Origin of the sequence: Sorangium sp. So ce375 (assembly GCF_051473855.1) — a bacterium.
Taxonomy (GTDB): domain Bacteria; phylum Myxococcota_A; class Polyangia; order Polyangiales; family Polyangiaceae; genus Sorangium.
The window spans coordinates 3,922,150-3,947,832 of the sequence record NZ_CP150335.1; the positions used below are offsets into that span (position 1 = coordinate 3,922,150).

A 25,683-nucleotide genomic window follows, 5' to 3' on the forward strand; every position below is an offset into this window, starting at 1 on the left:
TTCGGGTGTCGAGCGGCAGGCGGGCGTCCGGCCCCCTTCCGCCGGGGCTTCACCCGCTCCTCCCGCAGGTTGGGCAGCGGTCAGCGGCAGCGAGCCCGCCGAGGAGCTGCTCCACGGTGATGCCCGCCGCCTTCGCGGCGCGCTGCGCGGTCGCCGGGGAGCCCGCGTCGCGCCCGCCAGCGATGGCCTCGACGCACGCGACGGAGACGCCCATGACCTCGGCGAGGCAGGACCACGAACCATACGCGACGCGCAGGTTCTTCAGCGCCGCCCGGAGGCGCTTGCGCTGGGTGGGTGTGAGTGAGAGACAGGAAGCGGGTCGGCGGCTGCGCGCGGGCGCACCTCCGCCTTGCCCGCCAGGAGGCGGTACAGCTACAAGCATGGGCGTTCGGCTCCGGTTCGTTCGGGGTCGGACCACGCAGCCCGGACGATTGCCGTCGTCGCGGGCTGCACTACTTACGGCCGACCTTAGCCGCTCACGCGAGACCCGGAGTCAAACTGGGGCAGCGGCAGGGAAACTAGGGCACCACCCGTCGTTCGGCGTTCCGGCAGGTCGCGATCTGGGAGGACGCTTGAGCGCGGGTAGTGGTCGCGTTTGCCTGAAACGCGACCACCCCGCGCCAACTGCGACCACTTCGCCGTAAGCGCCTCGCCTCCCCCTGCATCGCACCCCTCCGCCACGCCATCCCCAGGCGCCCGCCATGGCTCCCGACCGCCCCGAGGACGAGCCGCGTCACGCTGAATGCTCGCTCCACTTGACCGACGCGAAAGCCCTACGTTTGCCGATGGATCCAGCACTGCGGCTATGACAACGCGTGTCCTAGCTTCGCAGAAAAGCCGGGAAACATAGGCTTGCAATGCTATTTTAGGTCCTGAGCAAGGCGCCTCCCTCCGGCTGGACCCCGGAAGGAGGCTGCGGAACGCCGAGCGGTAGGGCCGCCCTGCGCACGTCGCATGTGCAGCATGCGCCCCCGTTCGGAGAGAGGCAAGGGGCCGTGCCGAACGTGCTTCCGATGGAGACCCGCGTGCGCATCGCGTCCGCGTTGGTCGAGGGGACGAGCGTGCGTGCTGTCGAACGCCAGACCGGCGTCGCGAAGAGCACCATCCTGCGCTTCGCCGTGGAACTCGGCGAGGGCTGCGCGCGCCTGCACAACCGCCTCGTGCAGGGCCTGTGCGAGCCCGACATCGAGCTCGATGAGCAGTGGTCCTTCATCGCGAAGAAGGACAAGCGCGTGACGGCCGAGGACCCGGCGGAGTACGGCGACGTCTTCACCTTCACCGCGTTCGCGAGGCGGTCGAAGCTCGTGATCTCCTTCGCCGTGGGGAAGCGCGACCAGGCGACGACCGACGCGTTCCTGGCCGACCTGCGGGCCCGCGTGCTCGTCGTCCCGCAGCTCACGAGCGATGGCCTCTCCGTGTACATCCCAGCCGTGGACGCGTCGTTCCGCGGCTGCGCCGACTACGCGCAGGTCATCAAGCAGTACGGTTACAGCAAGAGCCCGGACCACAAGTACGAGCCGGCGCGCGACGCGCACTTCATCCGGAAGACGGCTGTCTTCGGCGCGCCCGATCCGAAACGGATGAGCACCTCCGGCGTGGAGCGGTACCACCTCACGGCGCGGCACATCAACGGGCGCAAGCGCCGGCTTGCGTTGTCGTTCAGCAAGACGCAGCGGAGCCACCGCGCCGCCGTGGCGCTCTCGGTCTGCGCCTACAACCTGACGAGGATCCACGCGTCGCTGCGCGTGTCGCCGGGGATGGCTGCTGGGCTCGTCGAGGAGCTCTGGTCGGTCGAGGATCTGATCCGGGCCGCGCTGGCGGAGCCTGCCGCCGCGCCGCCCGTCCCGCAGGCGCTCACCCTACCCGCGCAGACCGGGCCGGTCCGGCAGGTCAAGACGGGAGCCGGGTGGCTCCGGCTGGTCAAGGGCGGGCCGGGGGCGGCGGCGCCTGCTGCACCAGAGCCGCCGCCCGCCACGCCGCTGCCAGTCGCGAAGCCAGCGGTGGAGCCTGATCCCCCGCCCCCGTCAGAGCCCCCGCCCGCGCCAGGGCCGCGCAGGATGGTCCAGTTGAGCCTGTTCGATTAGCGTAGATCCGAGCGCAGGAACAGCACAGCACCATGTGAGGCGTCTCTATGGCGGTGCATCAACTGTCTATTATGCGCGCAGCGCATCATATGATGGCCCAAAGAGGTCAAGTTGCGTATCGATCTCCGGCGTTGCTCTGCGGCGATCAGCTTCCAATATTTCGAGCACCTTGAGCGCGGCATCCCCGCATTTGGTGATCGGCAAATTGCCCCACGAGTGCGCGAGCTCCCTCGGGAATCCTACATGGTTCCGGAGCTCATCTTCGCGCTTCTTGAACTCGCGCTGGAACGTAGTCTGAGATGTATCGCCCGTCGTGATGCAGGCACGCCGCGACGCCGCGCGGAGGTTCGCAAGGATTAGATGATTCGCGCGTTCTTTGCCAATCAGTCCAGAGCCATGCGACTCGAAAAGATCGAGCCGAGCCCGGAGGGTCTCACACTCAGCCTCGGCTCGCTTGAGGCGCTCATCGATCCTCGGTCCGCGTGGACCAAGGAAGTGGTCGGCGAGCACCTCGGCGCACTCGCGCTTGTAGGCTATGAGCTTGTCCTTGATGTGATGGCTGACCTTGCTCGGGTGGATGGTAGCCAGCCAGAGCGGGAGGGAGCGCACGTCGACGCATGCGATTTCGCGGGCCTGATCGTCCCCCGGCATCTGCGTGACGATCATCGTCACGCAGACCGACTCGTCAGCCCGCAGCTTCTGGAGCTGGCTCGAGTATCCGAGCCCGATGGCTTCACATATGCGCCGGATAGACACGAGCGTCGACGTTCCAGCCTGGAATACGTCGAGCTCGTCCCCGTAGAAGTTGAACTTGATCAGCTCGGCCGGACGCTTCTCAGCGCCTTTCCGGCCTCTACTCGATCCTCGTCGACTCATCGTCAGGTTCCCTTGTCCCACATGGAGACGGTGAACTGACGGCACACCACTTGCGCGAGGCAATGCCCTGTGATAGGGCGTGCCCTGTGTAGACGGCGCGGTGTGCCGTCGAGCTGCGGTAACGCGGCGGGGGAGACCCTGGGGGTGCCAGCCCTGGGGTTTTTCCTTTTGTACACCCATGTCGTGAATCGGCATGAGGGCCCATCGCGCACCACAGCGAGACGCGGTTCGGAAGAACCGGCTCGGACGAGGTCATCCTATACATTTGCCCGGTGCGCAAATTTTTTCGCCAGGCATGACGTAGATGTCATGCTTGGCAACATTCGCTTCTGGTCGATCCGGGAAGCTTGGGCGCGAGGCGCATGCCGCTTCTCGGGCCTGCTCAGCGTCGCCACCTGCGGAGCTTGAGGGCGAGCGCCTCGCGGGCGATGCGGAGCCGGCTCGCCGCTGTGTGCGGGTTCATGCGGCGCCGTCGGGCGTAGGCGGCAAGGCTCTCGGGATCGTCCACGGAGAGGAGCGCGTCCCGCTGCCAGTCCGGGAGCTCGGCCATCGCGTCGAGCACCTCACGCGCCTCCATCTGCGCGTGCATGTCGATGCCGACGGGCTCGCGCAGCAACCCGAGCGGCGACGGATGGAGCACGGCGCGGCGCGCCCACGCGCTGTGGACGTAGTGCGAGGCGAGGCGCCACGCGATGCCGTGGAGCCACTTGCGGAGCGCGTCGCGCGGCTTGTCCCGCGGGTCGGGCCGGTACATCCCCCGGCGGACGGCGTTCCAGGCGTTGAGCAACACCTCGGCCTCCACGTCGCGACGGTCGCGTCGCGGGATGCCGGCGAGCGTCGCCAGGACGATGCCGCGCTCCGCGAGGATCGCCTCCATCGTCGGCTTCTTCCTGGGGTGTCGTGCGGCAGGCTGGCTCTTCGCCACCTTCCGCGGGCGCTTCACCCGCTCCTCCCGCACGTCGGGCAGCGGTCGGCCGCAGCGAGCCCGCCGAGGAGCTGCTCCACGGTGATGCCTGCCGCCTTCGCGGCGCGCTGCGCGGTCCCGGGCGAGCCGTGGTCACGCCCGCGGGCGATGCCTTCAAGGCATGCGACGGAGACGCCCATGACCTCGGCGAGGCAGGACCACGACCCGTACGCGACGCGCAGGTTCTTCAGCGCCGCCCGGAGGCGCTTGCGCTGCGTGGGGGTGAGGGAGAGACAGGAGGCGGTTCGGCGGCGGCGCGCGGGCGCACCTCCGCCTTGCTCGCCCGAAGGCGAACGGACTACGGTCAGCATGTCGGACCTCGCGGAATCGGGGTTCGGCCACGCAGCCCGGGGTGGTGAGACACCCGCGGGCTGCACTACTTCGGCCGGAGCCTACGGTCCTGAATCCAACTGCGACCACCTCAATCAGGCGGAGGGGTCAAACGCGACCACTACCTGAGCGCGGGGGTACCGTCGAGAACGTGACCTGAACCGACCCCTGTCGTCAGGCGCTCGCCCAGGTCGCGATCTGCCCGAGCGCCCGAGCTCGACGCGCCGGCAAGGTCGCGATCTCCCGAGGACCTCGCTCGGGTCGCGAAGCCCAGGTCCGCATCTGGGCTTCCCTTCAAAATTACGCTGGGCGCCAGATCGGCGCCGCCTTCCCTCGGCTGCCGTGCGCCTCGGCCCATGACGGGCGCCGGTGTGGGCCGTCACGGTGCGGTGCGGCGTGGTGATCCAACTGGCGCGCTCCGCGTCAGCGCCTGTAATCGGCTGTCATCGACATGATGCGAGACCGGCGCTTCGCTGGCCCCACGCGCTGTCCCCCACGTGGAGGTCTTTCCCATGTTGAAGCACCTGATGATTGAAGAGATGGTCGCCCTCGTCGCTCCGTGGATCGAGGATGCCCAGCGGAGGCGCCTGTTCCTGTCGATCCCGGAGATCGCCGGGCTGCACGACAAGGTGGCCGAGGTCCACGGCGCCGTGCTGGCGGTCCGCCCGAGCAAGGCGAGCGTGTCGGCCGGGATGACGGCCTTGAACGACGAGCTCGCGAAGGTCGATGAGCGCCACGATCACCTGGCCAAGGCGGTCTCGTACGGCATCGACGCGCACCGAGAGCACTGTCTGGCGGAGGAGCCGCCCGACGTCGGGCGGGCGGAGGCGTGCGACCAGGCGCAGGCCAGGCTGTTCCCGACAGGGCTCGCCATCATCAAGGCGTCGCCCACGGCGGAGTCGGGCAACACGGCGCGGATCGCTCGGCTCCTCGACGAGGAGCCCTCGATCGCCGCGCTCCTGAAGGCGATCCCGGGGCCGGGCAAGACGACGCTGCTCCACACCGTGCAGCGGTGGATCGCGTCGGGCAAGGAGCTCTCGGCGATCGAGCACAAGCGGGACGCGCTCGCCGCCAAGGAGAAGACCGCGCCGGTCGTGAACGCGACGATCCTGGCGGCGCGCAATCAATGGCTCCGCGTCGTCTCCGCGGTGCTCTCCAACCTGGAGATATCGAGCGCTCCCGCCGAGGCCGTCGAGACGATCCGCGGCCCCATCCAGAAGGCGTCCGAGCGCGCCCGCAGGCGCTACGCCAACAGCAAGGCCGGGGGCGCCGGCGCCGAAGGGCCCCGCCAGCCCGCCGCGGCGGGGGAGGGGAGCGCCGCCGGCGACGCCGCGCCCGGCGTCCGCGCGCCCGTGGGGTGAAGCGCGAAGCGGCCGGCGGCGCGCGTCGCGTGCCGCTGGCCGCGCGCCAGCACCGAGCGCGAGCCGGTGCCGGACCCGAGCGTGGGTCGGTCTGCGGTCACTTCCCGCGGGCGCGCGTCGCGCGTGGTCGGCGGAGCAGGCGCTCGAAACGACGGATTAGCCGGTCGTCGCCGAGCGCGGCCTCGAGATCGCCGAGCAGCTCACGGATACGATCGAGGTCGAGGCGGGGCTGCTCGAGCAGCACCCCGCGCACGTCCTCCAGGTCCTTGGGCCGGCCGGCCAGGACCTTGGTGACGATCAGGTCTTCCGGGCTGATCATCGGCACGCGCACGCCTCCGATGTCGACGAGCCTTCGGCGCGCGAGGAACTCGAGGTGCAGGCTGGAGCCCGCGAGCACGACATCGACGGGCATGGCGGTGGTGCGGTGCACAAGCGGCAGCAGGCGTGCCTCGCGCAGGAAGTCCTCGCCGAGGGCGACCCGGAGGTCGAACCCGGCACGCGAGAGCTCGTCGACGAGCGTGAGCGTGCCCAGCTGCTCGATGGCGACGGTGACGTCGACGTCCGCGGTCATGCGGGGTCGCCCGTAGGCCACCGCGGCCTGGGCGCCGAAGACGTACCAGTCAAGGCGCCGCCTGCGCATCGCTGCGGCGAAGTCAGCGAGAAGCGCGACGGCCGCGGGGCGGGAGGCGATCGAGCGCCTCGAGGACGCGGAGGTGCGTGGCGAGATCTTCTTCGCGCTCTCCGTCGCTCGGCCACGCTGGCCTTTGCGCGAGGACTTGCTTGCGGAGCTCATCGGCGATCCGGACTCCAGCGGCGGGGCCGTGCTGCTTCTTCCAGTCGCGCCAGTAGAGCTCCTTGTCGCGCTGGGCCGCTGCCCAGTCCTGGCGAGCAAACCGGCGAAGCTCGTCAGGGTCACGCACCGCGCTCACCCTACCACGGCAGGCCGCGCCCGCGGTACCCGCGGGGCCGGCACGAAGGCCGCAGGCACGCGGGGCCGGCGGCTCGAGCGGTGCGCGCTCCCGCCGATCACACGTGGGACGGCGCGGCGGGGCGTGTCACCCGCGCCGTCGCCGCCACCGCGCGAGGAGCGCCGCTGCGGCGAGCCACGCCGCTGTCGAGCCAGCCGCGCCGTCGGCGCCCGCCGCGAGCCCGCAGCCGTTGCCGTGCGCCAGCGGGGCGCCGCGCAGGGGCCTGGGGGCGGCGCCCTCGCCGCCCGAGCCGTCTTCGCCGCCGTGGCCTCCGCCTCCGGCCGCACCGGCGCCGCCGCCGCCCGAGCCCGCATCGCCGCCGCCCGCACCCGCGTCGTCGCCGCCCGCGCCGTCGCCGCCGTCGCCGCTTCCTCCGCTGCCGGCGTCATCGGGCACGCAGCCGCCGGCCACGCAGGTGCCGCCGGGGCAGCGGGCGCCCTCGTTGGGGAAGAGCGCGCACTCGCCGTGCCTCGGGTGGCACCGCGCGGAGGTGCACACGTCCCCGGAGGGCGCGCACACGACCGGATCGCTGCCCTTGCAGACGCCGCCGTCGCAGACGTCGGTCCGGGTGCAGGGATCGCCGTCGTCGCAGGGCGCGCCGTCGGGCTTCGCCGGCGCGCCGCAGTCGCACGCGTCGCCCACGTGGTCGCCGTTCGTGTCCTCCTGCCCTTCGTTCGACAGGAACGGGCAGTTGTCGCCGTCGTCGGGCGCGCCGTCGCCGTCGTCGTCGTCGTCGCACCGGTCGCCGTAGCCGTCGCCGTCGCCGTCGACCTGGCTCGGGTTCGCCGTGAGCGGGCAGTTGTCGCCGTCGTCGGGCGCGCCGTCGCCGTCGTCGTCGCCGTCGCACGCGTCGCCCTCGCCGTCGCGGTCGAGGTCGGCCTGGTCGGGGTTCGGGACGGAGAGGCAGTTGTCGAGGCCGTCCTCCACGCCGTCGTCGTCCCTGTCCAGCGCGTTCAAGTCGCACGCGTCGCCCCGGCCGTCCCCGTCCGCGTCGGCCTGATCGGGGTTGGGGGCGAGGGGGCAGTTGTCGACCTCGTCGCCCAGGGCGTCGTTGTCGTCGTCGTCGTCGCACGCGTCGCCGCTCGCGTCCGGAGGCGACTCCTCGCTGTTGTTCTCCTGCCCTGCGTTGGGCACCGACGGGCAGTTGTCGACCTCGTCGGGCACGCCGTCGCCGTCGTCGTCGGGATCGCAGGCGTCGCCCGCGCCGTCGCCCTCGAGGTCCGACTGATCGGGGTTCGGCGCGAGCGGGCAGTTGTCGTCGACGTCCTTCACGCCGTCGCCGTCGTCGTCGGGATCGCAGGCGTCGCCCGCGCCGTCGCTGTCCGCGTCGGCCTGATCGGGGTTCGGCGCCGACGGGCAGTTGTCGTCGAGGTCCTTCACGCCGTCGTCGTCGTCGTCGCTGTCGCCGTCCGCGGCCCAGTTGACGACGAAGGTCCGCTCGGCCGCCGACATGCCGGCCAGCGAGGACGCCGGGAGCGCGTCGAGGCGGGCCGCGCTCGCGTGGGAATCGGCCTGGTTCGCGCGCTGGCCGCCGAAGTGCATGACGATCCGCGTCCCCCCGGGCGGCAGCTTCAGGGCGAACTCGACGACGGGCCCCTGCGTCGCCGCGCAGTCGAAGGTGGTCATCCCGACGCTCCTCGGCGTGGTCGCCGCGGAAGGCCCGTAGAAGTTGAAGCTGAGGCTCGGATCCCCCCCCACGTCGAAGTCGTCCGTGGCGAGCCATCGATCCGCCGGCGTGAACTCGAGATCGCCGGTGTAGGACTGCGTGATGACGGTGCTGTTGTCGGACCCGACGTTCGTCTCGATCCGCACGATCGCCGCCCGCTCGCTGGTGGTGGGGTTGTGGAGGATCTCCAGGAAGCGCGCCCAGCCCTCGTCGGTCGGCACGTAGATCTTCCGGGTGACCTCGAGCTCGCCGAGGAGCGCCGGCCCGTGGACGAGCTGCCGCCCGTCCATCTCCGCGGCCCGGATCGAGGCAGGGAAGACGCTCCCGTCCACCCGCAGCACCATGCCGGTGTCGAAGGCGTCGCTGGTCCCGTCGTTGATCACCCCGTCCGTCCCGACGTCCCACCGGAAGGAGAGACCATCGATGAGGTCCTGGAAGGGGCCCGCGGCGGAGCACTGCGCCGCCGCGCTCCGCGGCGCCGCCGCGAGCGCCAGCGTGACGCCGAGCGCGGTGGCCATGACGGTTCGCTTCATCCTCTCCACCCTCTCTCACCACGCGGGGCCGCGTCGCGTGGCCCGGTCGCGCTCGTCATCGTCGCCGCGCCGCGCCGCCCGCGGCCGGCTTCTTCTCGCCCGGCGGCCGCTCCGGGCAGCCGCGCGTGGCCGCGTCGCCGCTCGCCGGGCCCTGCTCGCGCGGGCACGCGTCGGCGTCGTCGGGCACGCCGTCGCCGTCCTGGTCCGCGGGCACGCTCGGCGAAGGAATGGGGCAGCCAGGGCGCGCCGGGCCGCCCGCCGGGTCGCCCTTCTCCGCGGGGCACGCGTCGAGCGCGTCGGGCAAGCCGTCGCCGTCCTGGTCCGCGGGGCAGCCGCGCCGCGCCGGATCGCCGCCCCCGGCGCCCGCGGCATCCAGGGGGCAGAGGTCGTCCGGATCGGCGACGCCGTCCTCGTCCTGGTCCTCGACGGGACAGCCGTTCCTCTCCGCGTCGGCGCTGGCCGGGCCGTACGCGTACGGGCACGCGTCCCGCGCGCCGGGGATGCCGTCCGCGTCGTCGTCCGCGCTCGCGTCGGTGCTCGGGTTCGGCGCCGCGCCGGCGGGCGTCCGCGCCGGGGGAGCCCACGCCACCGTGCCCATCGCGCGGAACGACGGCGTGCCGATCGCGTCGCCGATGCCCGGCCCGGCGGCCGCGCCGAGCACGAGGCCAGCGAGCGGGCGGAGACGGGCGCCGAGCAGGAGCTCGGCGCTCGTCGTCCTCGCCACCTCGACGCGCTCGCGCGGGGTCAGCGACAGCGAGCCGCCCTGGAGCATCGTCTCGGCGTACACCTCCGGGCCGACCTGCAGCCGCTCGTCCCAGAGGAGCACGGCCGCGCCGCCGCCATAGGCGAGCGTCGAGGGGTTCTCGGAGCTCCGCATCACCGCGCCGGCCGCGACGCTCCACACGACGCGCGCGATCCGCCCGCCGAGCAGGAGCTGCGGCGTGACGCGCACCGCGCCCTCGCCGACGTACGCGTCCGAGCTGCCCGTGGGCAGGTGAAGGGCCGCGCTCGTGCCGAGCTGGAAGGGGTCGCCGTCGTCGCCGAGCAGACGGACGCGCACGCCGAGGTGCAGGTCGCCGAGCGCAGGGGACGAGGGGGCTTCGGGAGCGCCCGCGCCGGCCGCGGCCGCGGCGCCGTCGCCGCTCTGGGCGAGCGCGAGCGGCAGCGAGGCCGAGACGAGCAGCCGATCCCAGAGCGAGAGGGAGCCGCCGACGTGGAGGTGCGACTGGCTGCCGACGATCACCCGCTCGGGTGATGCGCCGCCTCCCAGCGTGAGCGGGTCCTCCGCGTGGTCGAACACGGCGACCCCGCGCGGGACGAGGTGCCCTCCGATGGACGGCGACGGCACGCCGAAGAGCGGATCTCCCGCGGGCGTCGGCTCGAACCGGCTCAGCGCGACGGCGCCAGGCCCCTCCGCGCGAGCGGATGGCGGGCCGAGGGCGGTGCCGAGGAGCGCGCCCGCGAGCGCCGCGCCCACCGTGATGAGGCCTCTCATGGGCGCCGGATGGTATCTCCGCCAGCGCAGGTCGAGCAAAGCCGATTTGTCCGAGACGTTTCCATCTGTTGCGTGCGAGGCGCGCGCATCGGTTAGCATCGCGGTAATCCGGGTCAGAGGAGCCGGAGAGTCGGACAGTCGGAGCACGGCCCGCGCGGTGTGCCTCCGCCAGCAAGGAGCATCGATGCGAGGGAAGCACCTGGGCCAGTGGGGGCGCGCCGCCGTGGCCGCGCTCGGCGTGGGGCTCGCGGCGGGCGTCGCGGCCGCCCAGCCGCCGCCCGCGGCGCCCGCGGCGCCCGCGCAGAAGCCGCCTGCGCAGAAGCCGCCTGCGCAGAAGCCGCCTGCGCAGAAGCCGCCCGCGGAGACGCCGCCCGCGGAGCCGCCGCTCGAGGAGTCGCTGACCGGGATGGCCAGGGCCGAGCACGGCGCGGGCGCCGCGCTGTTCGACGACGGCGACTACGCGGGCGCGCTCGCGCGGTACGAGCGCGCCTACGAGCTGTCGCGCGATCACCGCCTGCTCTGGAAGGTGGCGCTCTGCCAGAAGAACCTGCGGCGCTACGCGTCGATGCTCGCGACGCTGCGCCGGCTGGAGGCCGAGGCGGGCGACGCGCTGTCGGCGCGCGACAGGGAGGACATCGCCGGCCTGCTCAAGGCCGCCGGGATCTTCGTGTCCCTCCTCGATATCAGGGCGAGCGAGCCGGGGGCCGCGGTGTTCGTGGACGACGAGCCGGTCGGGACGACGCCGCTCGCCGCGCCGGTGCCGATCGACATCGGCGAGCGCCGCATCCGCGTGTCGAAGCCCGGCTTCGTCGATTTCGTCCGGCAGGTGAAGGTCGTGGGCGGCGACACCGTCGCGCTCGTGGCGCGGCTCGACAGGGCGGTGCACCGGGGGCGGCTCGCCATCGCGGCGGGGCAGGACGATCTCATCGCGATCGACGGCAAGGTGGTGGGCAAGGGCCGCTGGGAGGGCTCGGTGCAGAGCGGGACCCACGCGCTGCGGGTGACGGCGCCGGGGATGACGCCGCACGAGGCGCAGATCCTTGTCCGCGACGACGAGCGCCGCCGGATCGACGTGTCGCTGGAGCGCGCCGCGGAGCGGGGCGGCGCGAGCAAGTGGCTCTGGATCGGCGGCGGCGCGGCGATCTTCGCGGGCGCGATCTTCGCGGGCGCGCTGCTCTTCGAGCCGGGGACGCCGGTGGAGCAGGGCAGCCTGGGCACGGTCCCGCTCGGCTTCGGAGGGAGACGTTGATGCGGATGAAGCGGACGAACCGGGTGAGATCGGTGTCGGCGGTGGCGTTGCTCTCGCTCGCGGCGGCGGGGGTGGCGGCGTGCGGCGGGGAGAAGGGGCAGCTCATGGTCGTCTTCCAGACGGACATGTCGCTGCCGAAGGACATCGATACGGTCCGGATCGAGGCGACGCTCGACGGGTCCGTCGTCTACGACGAGACGTTCGAGCGGCTCGGGAGCGAGGGCTCGATCCGGCTGCCGGCGACGCTCGGCTTCCTCACGCCCGACGACCCGTCGCAGGCGCTCCGTGTGCGCGTCATCGCGGGCCGCGGCGGGAAGGACGGGGTGCGCCTGCTCCGCGAGGTGCTGACGACCGTGCCCGAGGGGCGCACGGCGACGCTGCACATGCCCATCCAGTTCCTGTGCGACGGCTCGGCCGAGGTCGAGCGCGACGCGCAGGGCAACGCGCTGCGCGACGCGGAGGGCAACGTGCTCGTCAAGAACAGCTGCCCCGAGGGCCAGAGCTGCGTCGCGGGCTCGTGCGTGGCGCGCGAGGTCGACTCGCGCTCGCTGCCCGATTACGAGGCCGTGGCCGTGTTCGGCGGCGGGCTGGGCGACGGCGACGGGCTGTGCTTCGACACCCTGGCGTGCTTCGCCGCCGCCGCGTCGGCGCCGGTCGATCTCGAGGCGTTCGCCGCGGACGGCACCGTCTGCCGCGCCGCCGCGCCGAGCGGCCAGGTGAACGTCGCGCTGCTCACGCAGGGCGGCGGCATCTGCGGCGAGAGCGCGTGCTTCGTGCCGCTCGACGCGGAGAGCGACGCGGGCTTCCGCGTGGAGGAGGGCAACGTGCTCCGGCTGCCGGTCGAGGTGTGCCGGCGGGCGCAGAGCGGCAAGCTCGCGGGGCTCGCGATCGCGCCGGCGGGCGAGGGGACGTGCCGCAGGAAGGGCACGGACCTGCCGACGTGCGGCCCGTGGTCGGCGCTGCGCGGCGGCGTGTCCACGCAGCCCGACGCGTCGGCGCCCGTGCCCGTCGCGGTGGCGCAGGTCCACCCGGTGTCGCTGCGGGTCTCGGCGGGCGGCGCGGCGTGGATCGCGGGCGCCACGTTCGACGAGGCGGGGGCGGCCCGGCAGGACGGGGAGCTGAAGACGGCGCCCGTCGACGGCGGCGAGCCGCTGACGCTCGGCGCGACGCAGGCCTCGCCGCGGGATCTCGCGATCGACGGGGCGCGGCAGGTCGCCTTCTGGACGAACGCGGAGGACGGCACGCTGATGGTGGCGCCCCTCGCGGGCGGCGAGCCGCGCGTGCTGCTCGCGGATCTGGAGCAGCCCGAGGGGCTCGCGCTCTCTGGCGACGCGCTCGCGTGGACCGAGCTCTGGGGCGGCGGCGTGTTCCGGGCGCAGCTGAGCGGCGCCGGCGCGGAGGTCGCGCTCGGCGCGCCGGAGGAGCTCTCGCCGCCCGGCACGGCGTTCTCGTCGCCGTACCGCGTGGCCAGCGCGGGCGACGTCGTGTGCTGGACGTACCAGGGCACCCTGGGCATGACCGACGGCGCGGTGGCGTGCCGCGTGGGAGGGGCCTCGGTGACGGTCGCCGCCGAGCAGCTCACCCCGCGGGAGCTCGCGCTCGACGTGGACGACGCGGGGAACGCGGCGGCGGTCTACTGGGCGAGCTTCGAGGGCGGCAGCGTCTTCCGGGCGGCCCTGAGCGGCGCGGAGGTCGGCGCGCCGGAGGAGATCGCGTCGGAGCAGGGCCAGCTGAACGGGCTCGCGGTGGACGAGGGGCACGTCTACTGGACGCGCCGCGACGCGGGGACGGTCGTGCGCATGCCGAAGGGCGGCGGGGCGCAGGAGGTGCTGGCCTCGGGGCAGGCGCGGCCGGGCGACATCGCGGTGGACGAGGCGACCGTCTACTGGATCAACGAGGGCTCGCCGGACGGCAGCGACGGCGCGCCGGTGAAGGACGGGGCGGTCCTGAAGCGCGCGAAGTGACGGGGGCGGCCGCGAGCGCGGCGGGCGGCGCCGCGCCGTCTGCGCGCTCGCCGCCGCGTGTGCTATGGCCCGATCCGTGAAACGCACGGCGCTTCTCCTGTTCGCCCTCGCGCTCCCCGCGTGCGGATCGAGCTACGCACAGCAGGGCCCGAGCGACACGCTCCGGGCCTACGCGCAGGCGCTCCAGGAAGGGCGCGTCGACGCGGCCTACCGGCTGCTCTCGGACGAGGCAAAGCGGTCGATGTCGCTCGAGGCGTTCCGGCGCGCGGTGCGGGACAACCCGGACGACGCGCTCGAGATCGCCCGCGCCATCGCGCGGCCCGCGGCCGATCCGGTGGTGACCGCGACGGTCACCATGCCGAACGGCGAGGAGCTCCTGCTCGTCTTCGAGGGCGGCCGCTGGCGGCTCGACGCAGCGGCGGTCGATCTCTACGGCCAGGCGACGCCCCGGCAGGCGCTCGTGGGGTTCCTGCGGGCCTTCGAGCGGAGGCGCTACGACATCATCATGCGCTACGTTCCCGACGCCGAGAGGGAAGGCCTCGTCGACCCCGCGGGCGGCGCGCCCGAGGAGGCAGGCGCTCCAGGCGAAACGAGCTCTGCGCGAGGCGGCGACGCCCAGGCGCAGCCCGCCGCGCCCGGGGCCGCTCCGGGCAGCGCGGGAGCTGACGCGGCGCAGAAGCCGGACGGTCGGCCCGGGACGGCCAAGGCCGGGGCTGCGGCGGCGCAGCTCACGCCCGAGAAGCTGAAGAGCGCGTGGGAGGGGCCGCAGAAAGAGCAGATCAACCGGGTCGTCCAGGCGATCAAGGCGGCGCTGCCGACCGCGACCATCGAGGAGACGGGGGACAGCGCGTCCATGGCCTACGGCGCCGGCGGCACGGTCGCTTTCACGCGCGAGCACGGGGTCTGGAAGATCAAGGACTTCTAGCGGCCCGCCCGCATCATGGCTTCGAGAAGAGCGCTGTACTAGGGTTGTCTGCATGCCGACCGGCGATCCTTCTTCGCGAACGCCTCCCTCGCCCGACGCGGATAGCGTCCCGATCCTCCCGCTGCGCAACTCGGTGCTGTTCCCGATGTCGGTCGTGCCGATCAACGTCGGTCGGCCTCGGAGCGTGCGCCTCGTCGAGGATCTCCTCGGCCGCGAGCGCGCGCTGGTCGGCGTGATCAGCCAGAGGTCGCCGGACGTGGACGAGCCGACGTTCAAGGAGCTCTACTCCGTCGGGACCGTCGCGCGCGTGGTGAAGGTCATCCGGCTCGGCCCGAACAACTACTCGGTCGTGCTGAACGGGCTCGGCCGCTTCCGGGTGAAGGCGGCGTTCTCGCTGGAGCCGTACATGCGCGCGCGGATCGAGCGCATCCCGGAGTCGCTCGTGCGCGACGTGGAGCTCGAGGCGCTCGGCGCGGGCCTGCGCGAGGCGACGCGCGAGGTGCTCGGCCTGATGCCGAACCTGCCGCGCGACACCGCCGGCATCCTCGACAACGTGCGCGAGCCGGGCGCGCTGGCCGATCTCATCGCCTCGAACTTCCCGCAGGCGCAGGCCTCGGTCGGGGACAAGCAGGAGATCCTCGAGGCGTTCGACGTGAAGGCGCGCGTCCGCCTCGTGCTCGCGATGGTCGGCCGCCAGCTCGAGGTGCTGCGGGTCAAGAAGGAGATCTCCTCCATGGTGCAGGAGGAGATGGGCAAGTCGCAGCGCGAGTACATCCTCCGGCAGCAGATGAAGTCGATCAAGGAGGAGCTCGGCGAGGGCGGCGACGACGACGAGATCGAGGAGCTCCGCGAGCGGATCCGGCGCGCCAAGGTGCCGGCGGAGGTCGACAAGGTGGTGCGGAAGCAGCTCAGCCGGCTGCGCTCGATGGCGCAGCAGTCGGCCGAGTTCAACGTCACCAAGACGTACCTCGAGTGGATCGCGGATCTGCCGTGGTCCAAGACGACGGTGGACAAGCTGAGCGTCGAGAGCGTGCGGCGCTGCCTCGACGAGGATCACCTCGGGCTGGAGAAGGTGAAGAAGCGGATCGTCGAGTACTCGGCGATCCGGCAGCTGCGCACGGACAAGAAGGGGCCGATCCTGCTCTTCATCGGGCCGCCCGGCGTCGGCAAGACGTCGCTCGGCAAGTCGATCGCGCGCAGCATGGGGCGCCGCTACGAGCGGATCGCGCTCGGCGGCGTGCGCGACGAGGCGGAGATCCGCGGGCACCGGCGCACGTACGTGGGCGCGCTGCCGGGGCGCATCCTCCAGGCGCTGAAGAAGGCGGGGACGAAGAACCCGGTGCTCGTGCTCGACGAGGTCGACAAGATGGGCGTCGACCTGCGGGGCGATCCGGCGGCGGCGCTGCTCGAGGTGCTCGATCCGGAGCAGAACTCGACGTTCCAGGACCACTACCTCGACCTGCCGTTCGATCTGTCGCAGGTGATGTTCCTCGCGACGGCGAACAACTGGGACGGCATCCCGGGGCCGCTCGTCGACCGCATGGAGGTCATCGAGGTGCCCGGCTACACGCGGACCGACAAGCTCGGGATCGCGCGGGAGTTCCTGGTGCCGAAGCAGCTGTCGGCGCACGGGCTCACGGACGAGCGCCTGGAGTTCACGCCGCCGGGCATCGAGGCGATCGTCGACCATTACACGCGCGAGGCGGGCGTGCGCGGGCTGGAGCGGCAGATCGCGGCGGTGTGCCGCGCGACGGCGGTGAAGGTCGCCGAGGGCAACGACGTGCGCGAGGTGGCGACGCCCGAGCACGTGGAGCAGGTGCTCGGCCCGCACAAGCACCGCCCCGAGATCGCGGAGCGGACGCTGCAGCCCGGGGTCGCGACCGGGCTGGCGTGGACGCCGGCGGGCGGGGAGATCCTCTTCATCGAGGCGACGAAGATGCCGGGCAAGGGCAACGTGGTGCTCACCGGCAACATGCGGAACGTGATGCAAGAATCGGCGAGCACGGCGGTGAGCTTCGTGCGCAGCAAGGCCGATCGGCTGCACCTCGATCCGGAGTGGCTGAAGGAGATCGATCTGCACGTGCACATCCCGCAGCACGGCACGCCGAAGGACGGGCCGAGCGCGGGCGTGACGATGTTCGCGGCGGTGGCGTCGCTGCTGCTCGGGGCGCCGGTGCGCAGCGACGTCGCGATGACCGGAGAGATCTCGCTGCGCGGGCGGGTGATGCCGGTCGGCGGCGTGAAGGAGAAGCTGCTCGCGGCCCACCGCGCCGGGATCCGGCACGTGCTCATCCCGGCGAAGAACCGGCGGGACCTCGAGGACGTGCCGCAGGACGTCAAGGATCAGATCAAGATCACGATGGTGTCGGCGATGGAGGAGATCCTGCCGCTCGTGCTGGAGCCGCCGCGGCGGTCGCCGGCGCAGAGCGCGTCGCAGGACGAGGTCGAGGAGCAGGCGGGGGCGTAGCGGGGAGGGCACTCCACGAGGGCCTTTCCGCCTTCTTTTCGGGGCTCGAACAACAGCCCATCGCAACCCCGCGCGGCGAGGGCCCTCCAGGAGGGCCTTTCCGCCTTCTTTTGATGTGGTTCTGGGGGCCGCGGAGCCGCTAGCCGTGGCAGGCCCGGACGAAGCCGCAGCGGAGCTTTCGGCACGCCTCGACCGGGACGCCGTCGAAGCGATCTTCGGCCCTCGCCTCGGCGAAGCGGTCGGCTAGCCGGGCGAGATCGCGCTCGAACCGCGTGTGATCGTCGTCGGCGATGGCTCCCATGGGGCCCGAGCCCGCGAGCCACACGGGCTCGACCTCGGCGCCGATGAAGAGCACGCCAGCGCGAACGGGGCGGTCCGGGTGGCGCCTCCTGAGCGCGAGCGCGCACGCGCGAAGGCGGAGCTCGTACGGCGAGAGATCGGCCCGGGGGCGCGCTCGCTTGTACTCGACGACGTCGATGAGGCCGCCGGGGTGCAGGACGGCGAGATCGATGGCCAGCGAGAGCGCGAGCCTCGCCCCGGGCCGCCGGCCGGTGCGCTGGGGCTCGACCTCGAGCACGAGCGCCTCCTCCCGGAGGAGCGACGCCTCCTCGCCGCGCAGCTGGCGCGCGTAAGGGCCGTCCAGGAAGCGCGCGATGCCCTCCGCGGTGCGCAGCGCATCCGGGCCGTGCGGCGAGAGCCCCTCGAAGGCGAGCCGGGCGATGGCCTCCGCGGCCTCGGTCGGCTCACCCCAGCGCGGGCGCGGCCAGCGCTGGAGCACCCGGTGAACGGCGCGGCCGGGAGGGCGAGGGTCGGCGCCGTCCTCGAGCTCGACGCGCTCCTCGCCCGGCAGCTCGGGCGGACCCTCGACGTCGAAGAGGCCGAGCTGGCCCTCTCCAGCGGGCTCGGCGATCCCAAGGAGGTGCCGTAGCCGGAAGCGGCGCGGGCACGCCTGGAACGCCGCGAGGGACGCCGCCGCAATCAGCACGGTCTGCGCGCGCACAGGGCCCGCCGTCGGCGGCGCCCGGGGGGCCGGCGCGGCGCGCGCGTACGCGTCGGTGCCAGGCGCGGGCGCCTTCGCCCCGGCGAGCAGCGAGCAGGCGTCGAGCGTCGCACCGAGGGTGCCGGCGAGCGACGTGGAGGCGTCGGCGCCGAGATCCGCCGTGGTGAGCCGGGGCTCGGCGCCGAGGTCGGCGGTCGCGGCGCGAGGCTCGGCGTCCACCGCCGCCTTCAGCGTGAGCCACGCCGAGCCGCTCCGCGGCTTCGCCTCGGCGCCGACGAGCACGAGCTCGCGGCGGGCGCGGGTGATCGCGACGTAGGTGAGCCGCTGCCGCTCGGCGCGCTCCCGCGCCCGCACCTCGGCGCGGGCCGACTGGAGCGCGGGCGTGCTGATGGGCAACGACGGTCCGTGCGCCGACGCCTCGACGTCGCGGAGCGCGCCGGTCCGCGACCGCCCGTCGACGCCCCGCGCGTAGTGGCGGACGAGCAGGGCGGCAGGGCGGTCCACCGCGGCGGGGACGTAGCTCAGGCCGGGCTGGTCCGCGCGGGGCTCCGCGTTGAGATCCAGGAGCACGACGGCCGGGAAATCGAGCCCCTTGCTGGCGTGGATCGTCGTGAGCCGCACGGCGTCGTCCTCGGGCGAGAAGACGGCGGCTTCGGGCTCGTCCGCCTCGTCGCGGATGCGGCGATCGAGCCAGCGGACGAAGCTCGCGAGCGAGCCGCCACGGCGGCGGGCGATGGAGATCAGGCGGTCGACGTTGCCGAGGCGGGCCTGGGCGCGAGGGAGCGCCGCGAGGACGCGGTCGAGATCGAAGGCGGTGACCGCGGCGCGGATCGCCTCGCCAGGTGTCGAGCGGAGCGCCGCGCGGCGCAGCCCGGCGTAGCGGGCGCGGAACGCCTCGAGCCGCTCGCGATCCCCCGGAGGCAGCCGCGCCAGCACCGGGAGCGGGCGCCCGTCGTCGAGCTCGGCGTCGTCCGGGAAGGGCCCCCGGACCCCCTGCGCCAGAGCGGCGCCGGGCCAGCGGCCGAGCAACGGGACCGTGAGGCCGCGGCCAGGAGGCGCGAGGAGCGCGAGCGACGTGTCGGAGAGCGCCACCACCGGGCCGCGAAGGACGGTCGCCATGGCCAGGGGATCGCGCGGATCGAGCAGGAGGCGGAGGATCGCGGCCAGATCGCGGACCTCGGCCGCGTCGAAGAGCGCGCGGCCGGCCACCACGTACGGGATCTCGAGGCGCGCGAGCGCCAGCTCGACGAGCGGGATCGTGCTCCTTCGCCGGGTGAGCACGGCGACGTCGCGGAAGCGCAGATCGCCGGTCGAGGCGCCATCGCCGTCCGCGGCGCCGTCGCCGCCCGCGCCGCGGACGCGCCGCGCGATGTACGCGGCCGCGATCAGCGCCTCGCGCAGCTGGCCACGCGCGTCCCGGACGAGGGCGTCGACCCCGTCGGGAGCGCCGCCGCCGTCGCTGACGAGCACGACGTCCGTCGGGCCCTCCGATGCCCTGCCCGGCGCCGCGACGAGGTGCTCCGCCGCGCTGTAGGCGATCTCGAAGTCGCGCGGAGAAGCCGCGGGCGCGCCCGGCCCGCCGTCGCCCGCGCCGCGATCCTGGGCGAAATCGCGCACAGAGAAGGCGTTGATGAACGCGAGCAGCTCGGGCGTCGAGCGGCGGCTCTCGCGGAGCGCCACGAAATCGGCGCTCGGATCGGGCGACCAGAGCGCGGGCGCGAGCTCGAGCGCGCGGCCCGCGGCGGCGCCGGCGAGCTCCGCGCAGACACGGCAGAAGATGGAGACGTCGGCCCCGCGGAAGCCGTAGATGGATTGCTTGCGGTCGCCGACAAGGAACAGGCCGTGACCCGACAGGCCAGCCGCCGTCGGGGCGACGCCCGCGGGGCGCGAGAGGGCCGCGTCGTCCCGCTCGCGCAGGAGGTACACGAGATCGCGCTGCACCGCGCTCGTGTCCTGGAACTCGTCGACGAGCAGCACGTCGACCGACCCGCGGACCGCCGCGCCGATCGCCGGATCGTCCCGCAGCCCGTCGCGGGCGGCGCGCAGGAGATCCCCGAAGCCGAGGCCGCCCTCGGTGCGGCGGATGGCCGAGAGCCGCTCGCGGATCTCCTCCAGCAGATCGACGATCCGCGCCTCGCGGCGCGACAGCGCCGGGGCGTCGCGCAGGAAGCCGAGCAGCTGCTGCGCCTTGTCGCGGTGGGTCTCGCCCGGCAGCGCCTCGCGGAAGGCGATGAGCGCCTCGTCGGCCGGCGTGACCTTGCTCTTGTGCGGCTTGCGCTGCGTGAGGAGCTCGATGAGCGGGGCGCTCGCCTCGCGCGCGGGGAACGTCGCGCCGCCGCCCCCACGGCCGAGCACCGCGACGAGCGACGCCGCCGGCTCACGGAAGGCGGCGCTGCCGAGCGCGGCGCTCTCCGCGGCGAGGCGGTGGAGCTCCCGCGCGAGGTCGCGGGCCTCGGCGGCGTGGTCGGACAGGGCCAGCCGGCGCGGCGTGAGGCCGTCCTCGTCGAGCCGGTCGAGCAGCCGCGTGACCTCGCTCCGCGCGGCCTCGACGCCGCCCGTCGCGGCGATGAGCGCGCGCGCGGCGTCGGCGCGCTCGCCCCCGTCGGCGAGCGCGCGGCTCAGCGCCTCGTCGACCGCGAGATCGCTGAGCGCCTGCGCCTCCTCCTCGTCGAGGATGCGGGCCGCGGGCGAGAGCCCCATCGCGATCGCGTGCCGGTCCACGATCTGCTTGGCGACGCCGTGGAGCGTGTCGATGCGCGCGGCGGAGAGGCGGGCGAGCGCCTCGTCAGCGCGCTTCCGCAGCTCGGCCACGGGCAGCGGCGCGCCGCCCGCGCCGGGCAGGCCGCCGACGGCCGCCTGCCGCGCGCGCAGGATGTCGGCGAAGGGGATGTCCGCCTCGCCGTTCCAGCGGGCGATCTCGCGGAGCGATCGCTCGACGCGGTGGGCGATCTCCCGCGCCGCCGCGCGAGAGAACGTCGTCGCGACGATGCGGTCCGGCGGCACGGGCGGCGCGGCGGAGGCCGCGTCGGGCAGGCCGAGGGAGGTGAGGCCGAGCGTGAGCAGCACGTAGAGCGCCGTGAGGCGGTGGGTCTTGCCGGTGCCGGCGCTCGCGGCGACAACGACGTTGCGGCGGAAGGCGTAGATGAGCGCGTCGCCCTCGGCGAGCTCCGCGCCGCGCGGCGCGGAGCTCACGCGACCTCCTCCGCGGCCTCGTCGCTCGGCACGACCGCGGGGCGCCGGCACACGTCGCGCGCGTCGCACCGCGCGCACAGCGTCGAGAGCGCCGGCCGCGGCGTGGCCTTGCCCTCCCAGAGCGCGACGACCGCCGCCCGCGCCGTGCGCGCGGCCTCGGCCCAGCCCTCGGCGAGCGCGCGCTGGTCCTCGGCCGTGCGCGGCCACAGCTCGATGAGCCCGCGCTGGCGCACGCCGATGTAGACGGCCCGCACCTCCTCCGCGCCCAGCGCGCGCGCCGCGATGGCGCTGTACAGCGGCAGCTGGAGCGCCCGCCGCCGCTCCTTGGCGTCGGGGAGCTTGCCGGTTTTGTAGTCGACGACCCGGACGACCCGCTGATCGGTCGATCGATCGAGCCGATCGATCTGGCCGTCGACCCACAGGCTCGGCGCGCGCTCGTCCTCGGAGAGCGGCGGGAGCTCGAGCGGCTGCCAGGGGGGCGGCTCTCCCGCGCCGAAGCGCCGCTCGGCCAGGAAGAAGCGGAGCTCGGGCGACGCGTCCTCGCCGTCGAGGGTGCGGACCACGACCTCCAGCACGTCCGCGATCGCCTTCTCGACCGCCTCGCGGCGGAGCGGGGCCATGGGCGCCGAGACGCCGAGCGCCGCCTCGGCCGCGGCGCGCGCGGCCGCGAGCTGCTCGGCCGGATCGCGGTCCGGGCCGAGCTCGCGCAGCGCCTCGAACGAGGCCTGCAGGGCGCGGTGGATCAGCGTGCCGCGCTCCCGCGCGTCGGCCGACTCGGCGAGATCGTCGACGCGGCGCACGTTCAGCACGCGGCGGGCGAACGCCGCGAAGGCGCAGCCCACGGCGCGCTCGATGTGGGTGACCGCGATCGGCCGGCCGGGGTGCGCCCCGCCGATCGCGGCCCTGAGCTGCGCGGCGAGCGCGGGGTCGCCGTCGACGGCGACCCGGCCCGTGTAGAGGTCGATCGGCGCGCGCGGATCGAGGAAGAAATCCGCGCGGGCGCGCTCGATCCGGATCCGCTCCGCGATGTCCGCGGCCGGCCGCCCGCCGCCGGCGAGGGCGATGAGCTCCGCGTCGCGCGGGCCGAGCGGCGCCGCGTCCGGGGCGACGCGCGAGGCGGGCTCCGTCCGCTGGCGAGCGCCGGCGGCGGCGGCCGCGACGAAGAGCGGGTGCGGCTCGTTCGGCTCGCTGTCGTCCCCGCGCGTGAAGCAGAGGGCGACGCTCCGGGCGCCGGCGAGCGCCCAGCCGAGCTCCGCGCGCTGGGCCGCCTGGCGCTCGCGCCCCGACGCGGGGCGGCTCGGCGCCGGCAGCCTCCCGCGGAGCTGCTCGCCGAGCAGCGTCTCGTCCGCGCCCGTGCTGCCGCCGTAGGCGCGCGCGTCGAGCCCGGTCACCACCACCACGTCGTGATCGAGCGCCGTGAAGCCGGCGGCGACGTCGACGCGCACGGCGCCGGCGCGGCCCGCGTCGCCGCGCGGCCCGGCGCCCTGCTCGGCCGCGGCCCGCTCGAGCTCCGCGTAGATCTCCGCCGCGGTGGCGTGGCGCTCCTCGCAGCCGAGGTCGCGCGCCGCCCGCGCGAGCGCCTCGGCCTGCTCGCGGACCGCGCGCGCGGCCCGCGCGCCTTGACCCATCGCGCCCATCGCCTCGAGCGCGAGCGCGCCGCCGCTCCGCCGCTCGCCGCGCAGCGCGGCGCGGAGCTCCTCGACCCCTGGCTCGCCGAAGCCCAGCTTGTCGAGGAGCGACAGGAAGCGCCGCACGATCTCGGGCCGCGTCGTCGCCTCGCCGATCCAGCGGGCGCTGGCGAGCAGCCGCTCCAGCGCGTGCGGCATCCACGCCTCATCGTCGTCGTCGTCGTTGGCGCCGCGCCCGAAGCCCGCGTCGTGCAGCACCTCCAGGCCCAGATCGAGCTCCGCCTCGCTCAGCGCCCCGGGGGCGCCTGGATGCGGCGTGCGCGCCGTCCCGGCGCGGCGGTCCGCGCGGCGGGCCGCCACGACCGAGATGAGGCCGTCGATGAGCAGCCGGCCCGTGCGATCCACCTCGACCGGCACGTCGCGCAGCCGGTGGGCCAGGTCGGCCGAGCGCCGCTCCGCCTCCGCGGCGGACGTGCGGTCCATCCAGGCGCCGGCGTGGACGCCGGGGGCGCGGAGGATCTCGATCGCCTGCTCGCGGCGCACCGGCCCGACGGCGAGGCGGAGGATGGCGAGCGCGACGCGCCCGTCGGGGCAGCTCGCTGCGGCGCGGCCGCGCGGCTCCGAGGCGCGGACGCCCGCGTCGGCCAGCGCGGCGCGCAGCGGCTCGAGCGCGGCGTCGTCGAGCGCCGGCACGACGATGGCGATCCGCTCGGGCGGGATGCCGCGGCCGAGCGCGGCGGCCACCTCGGCGGCGGCGGCGCGCGCCTCGCCCTCCGGGGTCTTCGCGGCGACCGCGGCGAGCGGCTCCGCTCCAGCGTCGGGCACCCACGCGATCTCGGGCGCATCGTCGAGCGAGGCCCAGCGCCGCTCCAGGGCGTCGGCGATCGGCGCCGCGGCGTCGCCCTCCAGGGCGGGCAGCTCGACGGTGACGCCCGCGCCGCCCCGGGCGCGGACGGCGGCGTGGAGCGCCTCGACCCACGCGAGATCGTCCGGCTCCCACGCGACGGCGCCGCGGAGCGTGACCTTGCGCGGGAGCGGCAGCGCGGCGGATGCGCTGGCCGAGCGGAGCGCCCGCGCGAGCAGGAACCCCGCGCAGCGCGGGTCCACGAGGCGCGCTGCCCGCAGGGCGGCGTCCGCCCGATCGAGGACCTCGGCGATGGCGGTCGCGTACGGGGTCCCGAGCGCCCGAAGATCCGCCGGGGAGGTCCCGGCGCGCCGGAAGCTCCCGAGGGCGCGGTCGAGGGCGTGCGCGAGCGCGACGCGCGCGGCGGGCTCGGCCGGCTGCCGCAGCCGATCCGGCGGCAGGGCGTCGAGGGCGAGCCGGGTGGCGAGGCGGCTTGTGTGAGGGCTCGCTATGGCGTCGTCCGGCGCGAGCAGGGCGAGCGCCTCGGAGACGAAGCTCCACCGCGAGCGGATTTCCTGACCCGCCGAGCGCGCGTCGCGCAGATCGAGAGAGGCGAGCTCGCGTTCGACGTGCCGCTCGCTCGGGACGATGAGGAGCGATGTCCCGCTCACCACCGCGAGACGGCCGAGCGCCGCTCCCGGGAAGCGCAGGCGCCCGCCACGGCAGGAGGCTGAGAGGGCGCCGGCGCGTGTGAATGCGTGTCCGGCAAGGGGTACCTCACGGCAGAGGCTTTACTTCATGCATCCGTCCCCTCGCAACCTCCGCCGGGCGCCCGCCCTGTTGAAAAAGTCCCGCGGAATGTGGGAATTCTTGTGGGCAAATGGGAATGCGTGTTGAAAAACCTGTTGAGAGCCGCGGACGGTCCGGGCCGTAACCCCCTGTAAACCTGCGGAACTGCACGCAGCGAGGGCGCGTGGGAGCACGCCCGGGGCGCTCCACAGTTTTCAACAGGCTCAGCGGTGGGGGCGGTGTCGGAGGCGACCGAGGTTCACGATGGGGGTCGTGAGTGGCCTCGGCAGCGCGAGAGGGGGCAGAGGGGGCAGGGAAGACGGAAAGGGGAGGGCGATGGCTGGGCGCTCCATCGCGAGGCGCGCTGTCGGCGGAAGAGAGCGCCGAGGGAGCGCTAGCGGCGCGCCACGTCCGTGTCGCGGCGGACGCTGGCGTCGTCGGCCGGCGCAAGGTCCGACACGCTCGCTGGCGGCGGGGCGGCGGGAGCCGCCGGCGCGCTGCTCTGGACGCCGCCCGGCGCGGCGGGAGCGGCGCCGTTCGAGGCCGAGGCGGGCGCGCTCGCCGCGGCGCCCGGCGAACCGTCGGCGGCGGCGGTGGTGGCTCGCGCGCCGGGGGGCGCCTCGGACTGCGCGCGATTCCGCACCGCGGTCACCGCCTTGTCGGCCGCCTTGACGAGCTGTGTCGTCACGACCGAGGGCGGGAACGGGAGCGTCGGGGCCACGAACAGCTCGAGCTTCAGGATCGTGTGGTGCTCATCGACCGCGCGGAGCCGCCAGCGGGCGCGGAAGTCGGCGACGTTGCCGCGCTTGTGGCGGCCGGAGATCACCTCGTCGGCGCCGTCCTTCGTGGGCGGCGACATGTCGGCGACCGTCCAGATGTGCGCGGCGCCGTTCAGGATCGGCACCTGGAGATAGACCTCGCTCGTGCCCTTGCGCTTCGCCAGCACGCGGCTCTGGTCGAAGGGGCCGATGAACGTCTTGTAGCTGCCGTAGGAGGTGACGATCTTCCGGACCGTCGTCAGCGGCGCTTTCACGAGGATCGCTGCGCCCCCGGTGTCGATCGCGGCGGCTGGCCCGGTGGTCTTCAGCGTGTACCGGAGCGCCTTTCCGAGCGACGCGAGCTTCTCCGACTCGGCGTCGGCGGCGCGGGCCGCGCGCGGCGAGAGGGAGAGGGCGAGGACGGCGAGCGAGAAGGCGATCAAGGACAGGGACCACAGTTTCTTCATGGACTCTCCTGTGCGAGCGAGATCCGTTGGCGCGCGGGCTCCCCCCCGCGTCAGCGGACGTGCGCCTCGGGCGGCGAGACCGCAGCCCCGTCGACACATGTAACTCCGTGAGGAGGCGGCCGC

At 74.1% G+C, this 25,683-nt stretch carries 17 protein-coding genes; 6 read left to right on the plus strand and 11 right to left on the minus strand.

Annotation, left to right across the window (positions count from 1 at the left end; translation table 11 throughout):
* Positions 1-49: 49 nt before the first annotated feature.
* Complete coding sequence (locus WME90_RS14700; RefSeq protein WP_437281739.1) at positions 50-382, minus strand: transcriptional regulator; 333 nt, start codon at positions 380-382, stop codon at positions 50-52.
* Between the two features lie 631 nt (positions 383-1,013).
* On the opposite strand from WME90_RS14700, the gene WME90_RS14705 reads away from it, so the two are divergent.
* A complete protein-coding gene (locus tag WME90_RS14705) occupies positions 1,014-2,084 on the plus strand; it encodes an IS1 family transposase (protein WP_437283612.1) in 1,071 nt (356 codons plus the stop codon).
* 69 nt (positions 2,085-2,153) lie between these two features.
* Here the strand turns inward: WME90_RS14705 and WME90_RS14710 are convergent, their stop codons facing one another.
* The 3 genes from WME90_RS14710 to WME90_RS14720 all read right to left on the minus strand — a co-directional run bounded on the left by WME90_RS14710 (position 2,154) and on the right by WME90_RS14720 (position 4,235).
* The gene (locus WME90_RS14710) at positions 2,154-2,960 is read right to left on the minus strand and encodes a phage antirepressor N-terminal domain-containing protein (RefSeq protein WP_437276426.1); all 807 of its coding nucleotides are present in this window, start codon (positions 2,958-2,960) and stop codon (positions 2,154-2,156) included.
* A 382-nt stretch (positions 2,961-3,342) separates the two neighbouring features.
* Positions 3,343-3,903, minus strand: coding sequence for an RNA polymerase sigma factor (locus WME90_RS14715; RefSeq protein ID WP_437276427.1), 561 nt, complete (start codon positions 3,901-3,903; stop codon positions 3,343-3,345).
* Positions 3,900-4,235 (minus strand): transcriptional regulator, encoded by a 336-nt coding sequence (locus WME90_RS14720; RefSeq protein WP_437276428.1) that lies wholly within the window; start codon positions 4,233-4,235, stop codon positions 3,900-3,902. The genes WME90_RS14715 and WME90_RS14720 overlap by 4 nt, the downstream gene beginning before the upstream one ends.
* 531 nt (positions 4,236-4,766) lie before the next feature.
* Between WME90_RS14720 and WME90_RS14725 the strand changes: the two genes are divergently transcribed.
* On the plus strand, positions 4,767-5,615 hold the full coding sequence (locus WME90_RS14725; RefSeq protein ID WP_437281740.1) for a hypothetical protein: 849 nt from the start codon (positions 4,767-4,769) through the stop codon (positions 5,613-5,615).
* Between the two features lie 97 nt (positions 5,616-5,712).
* On the opposite strand, the gene WME90_RS14730 is transcribed toward WME90_RS14725, so the two are convergent.
* The 4 genes from WME90_RS14730 to WME90_RS14745 all read right to left on the minus strand — a co-directional run bounded on the left by WME90_RS14730 (position 5,713) and on the right by WME90_RS14745 (position 10,277).
* Positions 5,713-6,255, minus strand: a complete 543-nt coding sequence (locus tag WME90_RS14730) for a nucleotidyltransferase (protein ID WP_437281741.1) — start codon at positions 6,253-6,255, stop codon at positions 5,713-5,715.
* 13 nt (positions 6,256-6,268) lie between these two features.
* Complete coding sequence (locus WME90_RS14735; RefSeq protein ID WP_437281742.1) at positions 6,269-6,535, minus strand: hypothetical protein; 267 nt, start codon at positions 6,533-6,535, stop codon at positions 6,269-6,271.
* 135 nt (positions 6,536-6,670) lie between these two features.
* Positions 6,671-8,782, minus strand: coding sequence for a thrombospondin type 3 repeat-containing protein (locus tag WME90_RS14740; protein WP_437281743.1), 2,112 nt, complete (start codon positions 8,780-8,782; stop codon positions 6,671-6,673).
* Positions 8,783-8,837: 55 nt separating this feature from the next.
* On the minus strand, positions 8,838-10,277 hold the full coding sequence (locus tag WME90_RS14745; RefSeq protein WP_437281744.1) for a thrombospondin type 3 repeat-containing protein: 1,440 nt from the start codon (positions 10,275-10,277) through the stop codon (positions 8,838-8,840).
* 184 nt (positions 10,278-10,461) lie between these two features.
* Between WME90_RS14745 and WME90_RS14750 the strand changes: the two genes are divergently transcribed.
* The 4 genes from WME90_RS14750 to lon all read left to right on the plus strand — a co-directional run bounded on the left by WME90_RS14750 (position 10,462) and on the right by lon (position 16,882).
* Positions 10,462-11,526 carry a PEGA domain-containing protein gene (locus tag WME90_RS14750; protein ID WP_437281745.1) on the plus strand — a complete coding sequence of 355 codons (1,065 nt, stop codon included), beginning with the start codon at positions 10,462-10,464 and terminating at the stop codon, positions 11,524-11,526.
* 5 nt (positions 11,527-11,531) lie between these two features.
* A complete protein-coding gene (locus WME90_RS14755; RefSeq protein WP_437281746.1) occupies positions 11,532-13,490 on the plus strand; it encodes a hypothetical protein in 1,959 nt (652 codons plus the stop codon).
* 76 nt (positions 13,491-13,566) lie between these two features.
* Positions 13,567-14,415 (plus strand): hypothetical protein, encoded by an 849-nt coding sequence (locus WME90_RS14760; RefSeq protein ID WP_437281747.1) that lies wholly within the window; start codon positions 13,567-13,569, stop codon positions 14,413-14,415.
* A 52-nt stretch (positions 14,416-14,467) separates the two neighbouring features.
* Positions 14,468-16,882, plus strand: a complete 2,415-nt coding sequence (lon, locus tag WME90_RS14765) for an endopeptidase La (protein ID WP_437281748.1) — start codon at positions 14,468-14,470, stop codon at positions 16,880-16,882.
* A 139-nt stretch (positions 16,883-17,021) separates the two neighbouring features.
* Here lon and WME90_RS14770 read toward each other — a convergent pair whose 3' ends face one another.
* The 3 genes from WME90_RS14770 to WME90_RS14780 all read right to left on the minus strand — a co-directional run bounded on the left by WME90_RS14770 (position 17,022) and on the right by WME90_RS14780 (position 25,560).
* The gene (locus tag WME90_RS14770) at positions 17,022-21,074 is read right to left on the minus strand and encodes a UvrD-helicase domain-containing protein (RefSeq protein ID WP_437281749.1); all 4,053 of its coding nucleotides are present in this window, start codon (positions 21,072-21,074) and stop codon (positions 17,022-17,024) included.
* On the minus strand, positions 21,071-24,217 hold the full coding sequence (locus tag WME90_RS14775; protein WP_437281750.1) for a PD-(D/E)XK nuclease family protein: 3,147 nt from the start codon (positions 24,215-24,217) through the stop codon (positions 21,071-21,073). The genes WME90_RS14770 and WME90_RS14775 overlap by 4 nt, the downstream gene beginning before the upstream one ends.
* 512 nt (positions 24,218-24,729) lie before the next feature.
* Positions 24,730-25,560 (minus strand): hypothetical protein, encoded by an 831-nt coding sequence (locus tag WME90_RS14780; protein WP_437281751.1) that lies wholly within the window; start codon positions 25,558-25,560, stop codon positions 24,730-24,732.
* Positions 25,561-25,683 lie beyond the last annotated feature (123 nt).

Coding starts and splice junctions, on each gene's coding strand:
- WME90_RS14745 (WP_437281744.1), bottom strand. CDS start 10,277: ATGAGAGGCCTCATCACGGTGGGCGCGGCGCTCGCGGGCGCGCTCCTC.
- WME90_RS14730 (WP_437281741.1), bottom strand. CDS start 6,255: ATGCGCAGGCGGCGCCTTGACTGGTACGTCTTCGGCGCCCAGGCCGCG.
- WME90_RS14705 (WP_437283612.1), top strand. CDS start 1,014: ATGGAGACCCGCGTGCGCATCGCGTCCGCGTTGGTCGAGGGGACGAGC.
- WME90_RS14740 (WP_437281743.1), bottom strand. CDS start 8,782: ATGAAGCGAACCGTCATGGCCACCGCGCTCGGCGTCACGCTGGCGCTC.
- WME90_RS14750 (WP_437281745.1), top strand. CDS start 10,462: ATGCGAGGGAAGCACCTGGGCCAGTGGGGGCGCGCCGCCGTGGCCGCG.
- WME90_RS14720 (WP_437276428.1), bottom strand. CDS start 4,235: ATGCTGACCGTAGTCCGTTCGCCTTCGGGCGAGCAAGGCGGAGGTGCG.
- WME90_RS14755 (WP_437281746.1), top strand. CDS start 11,532: ATGAAGCGGACGAACCGGGTGAGATCGGTGTCGGCGGTGGCGTTGCTC.
- WME90_RS14780 (WP_437281751.1), bottom strand. CDS start 25,560: ATGAAGAAACTGTGGTCCCTGTCCTTGATCGCCTTCTCGCTCGCCGTC.
- WME90_RS14700 (WP_437281739.1), bottom strand. CDS start 382: ATGCTTGTAGCTGTACCGCCTCCTGGCGGGCAAGGCGGAGGTGCGCCC.
- lon (WP_437281748.1), top strand. CDS start 14,468: ATGCCGACCGGCGATCCTTCTTCGCGAACGCCTCCCTCGCCCGACGCG.
- WME90_RS14710 (WP_437276426.1), bottom strand. CDS start 2,960: ATGAGTCGACGAGGATCGAGTAGAGGCCGGAAAGGCGCTGAGAAGCGT.
- WME90_RS14725 (WP_437281740.1), top strand. CDS start 4,767: ATGTTGAAGCACCTGATGATTGAAGAGATGGTCGCCCTCGTCGCTCCG.